This window comes from Spirulina subsalsa CS-330 (assembly GCF_028330765.1).
In the GTDB taxonomy this organism is placed as follows: domain Bacteria; phylum Cyanobacteriota; class Cyanobacteriia; order Cyanobacteriales; family Spirulinaceae; genus Spirulina; species Spirulina subsalsa_A.
On sequence record NZ_JAQMTY010000173.1, the window covers coordinates 1 to 8163 of the forward strand.

Annotated in this window: 8 protein-coding genes and 1 pseudogene; 1 reads left to right on the forward strand and 8 read right to left on the reverse strand. The window is 53.4% G+C overall.

Going from position 1 to position 8163, the window contains the following annotated elements:
- The 6 genes and pseudogenes from PN477_RS12030 to petB all read right to left on the reverse strand — a co-directional run.
- Positions 1-180: pseudogene (locus tag PN477_RS12030) on the reverse strand (photosystem II q(b) protein); the annotation flags it as partial.
- A gap of 118 nt (positions 181-298) precedes the next feature.
- Entirely contained in the window at positions 299-640 is a 342-nt protein-coding gene (locus PN477_RS12035; RefSeq protein WP_272115452.1) for a histidine triad nucleotide-binding protein, read from the reverse strand.
- Positions 641-735: 95 nt separating this feature from the next.
- A complete protein-coding gene (locus tag PN477_RS12040) occupies positions 736-2022 on the reverse strand; it encodes a glutamyl-tRNA reductase (RefSeq protein ID WP_272115454.1) in 1287 nt (428 codons plus the stop codon).
- A gap of 218 nt (positions 2023-2240) precedes the next feature.
- Entirely contained in the window at positions 2241-3278 is a 1038-nt protein-coding gene (glpX, locus tag PN477_RS12045; protein ID WP_272115456.1) for a class II fructose-bisphosphatase, read from the reverse strand.
- 169 nt (positions 3279-3447) lie between these two features.
- Positions 3448-3930 carry a cytochrome b6-f complex subunit IV gene (gene petD / locus PN477_RS12050; protein WP_072622312.1) on the reverse strand — a complete coding sequence of 161 codons (483 nt, stop codon included), beginning with the start codon at positions 3928-3930 and terminating at the stop codon, positions 3448-3450.
- Between the two features lie 85 nt (positions 3931-4015).
- Positions 4016-4684, reverse strand: coding sequence for a cytochrome b6 (gene petB, locus PN477_RS12055; RefSeq protein ID WP_272115460.1), 669 nt, complete (start codon positions 4682-4684; stop codon positions 4016-4018).
- A gap of 394 nt (positions 4685-5078) precedes the next feature.
- Here petB and ctpA point away from each other — a divergent pair, with 394 nt between their 5' ends.
- A complete protein-coding gene (gene ctpA, locus PN477_RS12060; RefSeq protein WP_272115462.1) occupies positions 5079-6332 on the forward strand; it encodes a carboxyl-terminal processing protease CtpA in 1254 nt (417 codons plus the stop codon).
- On the opposite strand, the gene PN477_RS12065 is transcribed toward ctpA, so the two are convergent.
- Both PN477_RS12065 and PN477_RS12070 read right to left on the reverse strand, forming a co-directional pair.
- Positions 6287-6940, reverse strand: a complete 654-nt coding sequence (locus PN477_RS12065) for a hypothetical protein (protein WP_272115464.1) — start codon at positions 6938-6940, stop codon at positions 6287-6289. The genes ctpA and PN477_RS12065 overlap by 46 nt on opposite strands.
- A gap of 352 nt (positions 6941-7292) precedes the next feature.
- Positions 7293-7994 (reverse strand): pirin family protein, encoded by a 702-nt coding sequence (locus tag PN477_RS12070; RefSeq protein WP_272115466.1) that lies wholly within the window; start codon positions 7992-7994, stop codon positions 7293-7295.
- Between the last annotated feature and the right edge of the window lie 169 nt (positions 7995-8163).

Genomic DNA, 8163 nt, shown 5'->3' on the forward strand with positions numbered 1-8163 from the left:
GATGTCCACGGGGGGAGCTGCGATGAAGGCAATGATGAAGCAGGTGGTGGCGGTCAAGAGGGTGGGGATCATCAAGACACCAAACCAGCCCACGTAGAGGCGGTTGTTGGTGCTGGTGACCCATTGGCAAAAGCGTTCCCAAACGGAACCGCCTTGTTGGGTTTGAACTGTAGTAGTCATATTCAGATTATTGCTTAACTGAAATTTACGGGTATCCGGAAAATAATGTGGATAACCTACCGCCCATTATAAAGAAATCATTGCGAATTGTAAAGGGATCGCTGGGAATTCTCAGAAATCAACCGGGGGGCCAGGCCATGGCGCGGCCGCCTAAGATGTGAAGATGGAGGTGGTCTACGGTTTGCCCACCGTCTTGGCCGTTGTTGATGACGACGCGATAGCCGTTGCTTAGGCCGGCGTTGACGGCAATTTGGCGCACCATGCAGAGCAGGTGGCCGAGGATTGCGTGGTCTTCGCTGTGGGAGTCCGAGAGGCGGGGAATCGGTTTTTTGGGAATTACCAAGATATGGGTGGGGGCTTGGGGGCTGATGTCGTTGAAGGCAAGACAGAGGTCATCTTCGTAGACGATATCGGCGGGAATTTCGCGGCGAATAATTTTGCCAAAGATGGTGTCGCTCATGGCTGGTGGGGATGAAGAACAGTAATTAACTGCCTGCCTGGCGATCGCACCCGTTCAATGGCGGCGAAGACCAGGCAGGATTGCAGCAAACACGGTTACGAATATTGTTCGCTGGAGTCAAGGTTGAACAGGAGATGCAAGGATTGCACCGCTTTGCGGCGGGCTTCAATGTCTTGCTGGGCGCGGAGTTGCACCATGGGTTCATGGAGGATTTTATTGACGATGCCCCGGGTGAGGGCTTCGATTACCTCTTGATGTTTGTCGGCAAATTCAACCCCAAGGCGAGAGAGGGCTTTTTCGAGTTCTTGCTCGCGGATGCCTTCGATTTTGTGCCGCAGGGAGTTGATTGTGGGAACGGTTTCGAGGGAGCGTCGCCAGACTTCGTAGGCGGCAACTTCTTCTTCGAGGAGGGTTTCGGCTTCTTGGGCCATTTGGCGGCGTTGGGCGGTGTTTTGGGCGACAACGGCCTTGAGATCATCAACGTTGAAGTTTTGCACGTTGGTTAGCTCTTCCACGTCATGGTGAACGTTGAGGGGGACAGAGATGTCCACGAGCATGAGGGGCTGTTCGGGGGCGAGGACGCTGCTCAGTTTGGCGCGATCAACGATGGGTTCAGTGGCTCCGGTGCTGGTGAAGGTGATGTCGGAGGTGGCGATCGCGCTCAACAGTTCATCCAAGGGGCGCAACACGAGGGACACATCGGGAAATTGCTTGGCAAGATCTTGCGATCGCTTCACAGACCGATTGACCACGGTGATTTCCTTGACCCCTTTTGAAGACAAATGCTTCACCAACAGTTGCGACATCTTGCCCGCCCCGATGATCGCAATTTTGCAGCGATCGAGGTCATCGCGCTTCATTTGCACCAATTCCACCGCCGCCGAGGAGATCGACACCGCCCCCGTCCCGATATTGGTTTCAGTGCGCACCCGCTTGCCCGCCGTGATCGCTTGTTTGAAGAGGCGATCGAGGAGGCGGCCAATGCCTTTATATTTCTGCGCTTGCTTATGGGTGGTCTTCACTTGGGCGAGAATTTGCCCTTCACCAAGCACCAAACTATCCAACCCGGCGGCAACGCGCATTAGGTGGCGCAACGCATCTTGATGGAGCAGGGTGAACAGGTGGCGACGCAGTTGCAGGAGCGGCAATCCACTTTTTTCCGAGAGAAATTGCGTGATTTCGACGACACCGGGTTCACTTTCCGTTGCGACAAAGTAGATCTCTAAGCGGTTACAGGTGCTGAGGATCGCCACTTCTTCAATGTGAGGATAGGTTTTGAGGTGGGCGATCGCAGCCTCAATTTCCGATTCAGGAATACTGAGTTTTTCGCGCACTTCCACGGGTGCGGTCTTGTGGCTTAAGCCAACCACTGCAATGTTCATAAAAATTTAGTGTTAAACGCTCTGTTACATTACCTGCCTATTGTTGGACATTTCCCTCCAGGCCCATGATTGTCAGTAATAAGATTTAACAAAAAATTTACACCCTGGCTCGGCGCTGGCCAGGGTGCGATCGCGCCATTAAAAACTCCCTCGCTCCGGTCAGATCACCAGAAACCGAGGGAGTATTGGCCCTTCAAGCGGTCAAAAGAGCGTCAACCCTAGCGCAATTGGATGTACTTGGGTTGGTCGAACATATGCACCGTATCCACAAACCGAGCCGTTTTGGACTGGCTGGAAATAACCAAACTTTGCGTCCGAGCCCCACCGTGGAACAGGCGCACCCCATCCATCAACGTACCGGGAGTGATACCGCAGGCCGCAAACAGCACCGTCTCACCGCAAGCCAGTTCATTTGCATCATAAACCCGGTCAATATCCGTGATGCCCATGCTGTTGAGACGCGCAATGTTGCCTTCTTTGCTTTCGCCGATCAGACCGGTTTTCACCACTTCGGGATCGTAGATCAGTTGACCTTGGAAGTGACCACCCAAGCAGCGCATGGCCGCCGCCGAAATCACCCCTTCGGGAGCCGCACCAATCCCCATCAGAGCGTGGATGTTCGTTCCAGCAAACGCACAGGACAGCGCCGCCGAAACGTCACCATCACTAATTAAGCGCACCCGCGCCCCAGCAGTGCGGATTTCAGCGATCAGGTCTTTGTGGCGAGACCGATCCATCACCACCACCACCAATTCTTCAATGGAGCGATCGAGACATTCCGACAAAATTTGCAGGTTTTGGGTCGCCGTTTTATTGATGTCAACGTGGTTTTTAGCCGCCGGAGGCGCGGCCAATTTTTTCATATAAAAGTCAGGAGCCGCGAACAGCCCACCCTTTTCAGAAATCGCCAACACCGCCATCGAACCCGGTTGACCGTAGGCCACCAAGTTCGTCCCCTCGCAGGGATCAACCGCAATGTCGATCTCGACGAGTTCTTCCATGTTGCAGAAGGCAGCGGCGTTTTCTTGGGTACAAATCCCCACTTCTTCCCCGATGTAGAGCATGGGGGCATCGTCACGTTCACCTTCCCCGATCACGATGCGACCGCGCATGTGAATTTTGTTCATCCGCTCCCGCATCGCTTCCACCGCTACTTCATCGGCGGTGTCTTTTTCACCTTTACCCATCCATTTCGCGGAGGCAAGGGCAGCTTGTTCAACAACTTCAATAATTTCTAATCCAAGCGTACTTTCCACAGAATCTATTCCTCTTATTTTTAAATCGTATTTAGGCGACGTAATCGTTACAGATGCCAAGGAAAAGTCTATCACCAAGGGGGGATCACGCGGGATCACGGGAGATCAAAAAGAACCCTGCGATCGCAGGGTTCCAGCTTGATTCCAATCCAGGGAGTGTGACGCAGGTCTAGAACAGGCCCAAGGTCAAAGAGGTGTCAATGGGGAACAGAGCACCCGCGCCGAGCCACAAGGTCACCACCGTTCCAAACATGAAAACCGCCGTAGCCACCGGGCGACGGAACGGGTTTTGGAACTTATTCACGTTTTCAATGAACGGCACGAGCATCAAGCCCATCGGAATCGCCCCTTGAGCCACAATCCCCAACAGTTTATTGGGAACCACGCGCAAAATTTGGAAGGTGGGGTAGAGATACCATTCCGGCAGAATTTCGAGGGGAGTCGCGAAGGGGTTCGCCGGTTCACCCACCATAGCCGGGTCAAGCACCGCCAGACCCACAATCAAGGCGATCGTTCCCATGATCACAATCGGGAAGGTGTAGAGCAGGTCATTGGGCCAAGCCGGTTCTCCGTAATAGTTGTGACCCATGCCATTCGCAAGTTTTGCGAGCATCTTCGGATCACTTAAGTCAGGCTTTTTCAGCGTGGACATAATTGTGTAATTTCTCCTTATTCAGTGTTAGTCGGTGCTAACGGTCAACAAGCTATGGAAACAGCCTCAGGTTTGATGGCGCACCTTAGAGGGGGCCAGAGATGCCTTGTTTGCGGATCATCAAGAAGTGAGCCAGCATGAACACAGCAATCATCCACGGCAACACAAAGGTGTGGAGACTGTAGAAACGAGTCAGGGTCGATTGGCCCACCGATACGCCACCGCGCATCAGTTCAACCAATTGATCCCCCACCACGGGAATCGCAGCCGGCACACCAGAGACGATATTGACCGCCCAGTAGCCCACTTGATCCCACGGTAAAGAGTAGCCGGTTACCCCAAAGGAAACCGTCAGCACCGCCATCACAACACCCGTAATCCAGGTGAGTTCACGGGGACGCTTGAAGCCACCGGTCAAGTAGACGCGGAAGACGTGGAGGATCATCATCAGCACCATCATGCTGGCAGACCAGCGATGGACGGAACGAATCAACCAACCGAAATTCACTTCGGTCATCAGGTATTGAACGGAGGTGAAGGCTTCCGTTACCGTGGGACGGTAATAGAAGGTCATGGCAAAGCCAGTGGCAAATTGGATTAGGAAGCAGACCAGTGTCACACCGCCCAGGCAATAGAAAATATTGACATGGGGGGGGACGTATTTGCTGCTGATGTCATCTGAGATGGCTTGGATCTCAAGACGCTCCTGAAACCATTGATATGCTTTGGAGTCAGTAACTTGTTTGGTAAACATGGAGCTTGAATTCAGTGCTGGGTAATGAAGGAAGGCGTTGGCAGCTTCTCTAGTGACACAATTAGGCGACGGTGGTGGATGGTTATCCTAGTCACAATAGACGAGGATCTTACTCAATCCAAACGTTGGCCTGGTTGAGAACTAGAGAGTTGGCGCGTCTGAAGAGGGCGAATCTTTTTGAGGAAATTCTGTGTCTTTCATGTGCGCCCGTTTAACGTCTCGAACGGCCAGCCCGCGACTTGGACGAATATGCTGACGATTGAGTTCGGTGTGTGGAGTCACTTGGGTTATGGTGCTCCGACACGTAAGAACTATAATACCGAAAAGTAGCCCTAGGGGGATGAGGCGCACATCCCATTTTGGGGGGTTAACTCAGCATGACAACAATGAACTAATGAAGAACCGTCAATTTTGGGTCAATTTTGCGTTGTGTTTGCTGATCGGGTTAGTGAGTTGGGGCGTGATGCCGGTGGCTCATGCGTTTTCCGAGGATCAAAAGATTTTTTTGCAAGCATGGCGGATTGTCAATCAAGCCTATTTAGATGACACGTTTAATGATCACAATTGGTGGCGGCTGCGCCAGGATTATTTGCGGCGATCGCTGCCGGATCGTGAGGCGGCCTACGGGGCGATTGAGGAAATGCTGGGGACGTTGGATGATCCCTTTACGCGGCTGTTGCGGCCCGAGCAGTATCGCAGTTTGCAGGTGAGCACGTCGGGGTCGCTGTCGGGGGTGGGGTTACAGATTGACCTCAATCCCACGAGCCGTCAGTTGGAGGTGGTGGCTCCGATCGCTGATTCTCCGGCGGATCAAGCGGGGATTTTAGCGGGCGATCGCATTCTGGCCATTGACCATCACTCCACGGCACAGTTATCCCTCGAAGAGGCGGCGAACCTGATGCGGGGCCCACGGGGAACCACCGTTACGCTGGAGGTGGCGCGACCGGATACGGAGGCAGCGTATGAGTTTACAGTGGTGCGCGATCGCATCGACCTGAATCCAGTGGTGGCCGAACTCGATACCCGCCTTCCCGATACCCCCATCGGCTACCTGCGTCTCTCCCAATTCAGCGCCAACGCCTACCGCGAACTGGAGCACGCCCTCGCCCGACTCCAACGCCAAGGAGCCGAAGGATATATCCTCGACCTGCGCAATAATCCGGGGGGACTGCTTCAGGCCGGGATTGAAATTGCAGGACTGTGGCTCAATGATGCCACCATTGTCTACACCGTTAACCGTCAAGGGCTGTTTGACAGTTTTACCGCCGCCCATAATGCCCTCACCACTGCCCCCCTCGTCGTGCTGGTGAATAAAGGCACTGCCAGCGCGAGCGAAATCCTAGCCGGAGCGTTACAGGATAATGGTCGGGCAGAACTGATCGGCGATCGCACCTTTGGTAAAGGGTTAATTCAATCCCTATTTGAACTCCCGGATGATTCTGGGCTAGCGGTGACGGTGGCGAAATACGAAACCCCCAATCACCATGACATCCATCGCCTCGGCATCCTGCCGGATTATGTTGTGTCCCAAGACCCAATCACGCGGCAGGACATCGCCTCAGTGCGGGATTTGCAATATCAAACGGCGATCGATCGCCTCGCTCAACAACTCACCTCTGCTTCATCACAGTCGGAGGTGGCGGGCTGATCAGCGGGAAAGGCCGCCGGCATCACCGGATCGGACGGGGGGCGATCGCTGCGGTGCGCTTGGGGGAATTCAGGCTGTCCTGGGGCTGTGGTGGCTTTTTTGGCTTTAGCCAGATGGAGCTTGAGCGCACAGTCCACCCCCACACTTTCCGCCAGACTTGGGTCACAGGGTAACGGTTGGGAAGACTTGACCGGATGGGGCAGCCCGGTGAGGCGGTGGCTAATTTTGGCGAGATGTCCATTGCTGCTGAGGGGAAGCCGGGGTTTGGGAATCTCTAGGTTGGGCCAGGTGTCAATGTCGGCACAGGGACAGGTGGTGGCAGGCATCCCCCGTACTTTTTGGGGAACGAGGAGTTCACACCGATAGCAGGCCGTCACATTCCATTGTTCTGAAAACAGTTCTGCCAATTCCTGATCCGTGCCTGTGATGTGGCATCCTTCGCCGTGACAGGCTTCGACCTGTTGCCAAATGGATTCAAATTCGTTGCAGTAGTTTTCCTTCGCCAACACTGTCTTGCAGTACATCGGAGGGCGATCGCCAATCACAATTCCCTTGCCAAGCTGAACCCAATAGGCAAGGTACTGTTTAATCTGTTGTGGGGATGCCATAGAATCTCCTCTGGTTGCATCTCCCTTTATCCTAACAAGAATATTGAGAGAGTAACCGAGGCAAAACGGTCGAAACATCCTGATTTTAAGGCGATTTTTGATGCTTTGAATGTTCTTGAAACAGCCCGACAGCCAGGGAATCAACAAAATCACCTGGGTGGATTAATGACTTGTGTGATGGTTGTTCTTAAAACGTTACATTTCGAGAATATTGCCCTTGAATTGCGATAATTATGCAAGAATCTTTACATTTAATTTATATTATTTTGAGTCTGGGGGTTTGGTTTGAGGGCGATCGCACCATCAACACACCGCAGCATGGCATCCGGTGCGATCGCCCATTCCCCCACCCTTACGGCAAATCAAACAGCAATAGTTCCGCCCCTGTGGCGGTGGTGATGGTTATCGCGTCTTCTCCACTGATCGCCACCCCATCCCCCGCCTGGAGGGGAATTTCGTTGAGGCTCAAGTCCCCCCGCGCCACCTGAATCCAAGCGTAACGATCCGGTGCGATCGCCTGGTGAATTTCATCCCCCGCCCCCAACTGCCCCGCATAGAGACGCATATCCTGCTGCACCGGAATCACATTTTCCACCTCACCCACCGGCCCCGCCACGAGATGCAACTTGCCCAACTCCGTCGCAATCGGAAACTCCCGCTGGGCATAACGCGGCTCAATCCCCGTTTGATTCGGCGTAATCCAAATCTGCAACAGATGCACCGGTTCGCGCTGGGAATGGTTATATTCACTATGTTGAATCCCCGTGCCCGCGCTCATCTGTTGCACTTCTCCCGGACGAATCACTGACCCAGTGCCTAAACTATCCTGATGCTCCAAAGCACCATTGAGCACATAGGTAATGATTTCCATATCGCGATGGCCATGGGTCGCAAACCCAGCCCCCGGATCAATTCGGTCTTCATTAATCACCCGTAAGCTGCGAAAGCTCATGTGATTTGGATCGTAATAACTCGCGAATGAAAAGGTATGGTACGAGTCTAACCAACCATGATTCGCATGACCTCGTTCATGACTTTTCCGAACTTGTAACATTGAAGACCTCCTCATGAAAGAAAACTCTAGGGTAGTGCATTTTAGTGCAGGCTAGAGGAAAAGATAGGGGCATCTTGCTCCGCCAGCTTCTCTCTGATGCCCCGATTGTACTCATGGATGAACAGCCATATCGCCCCAATGTGGTTCTCCACCTTTTTCGAGAACGACA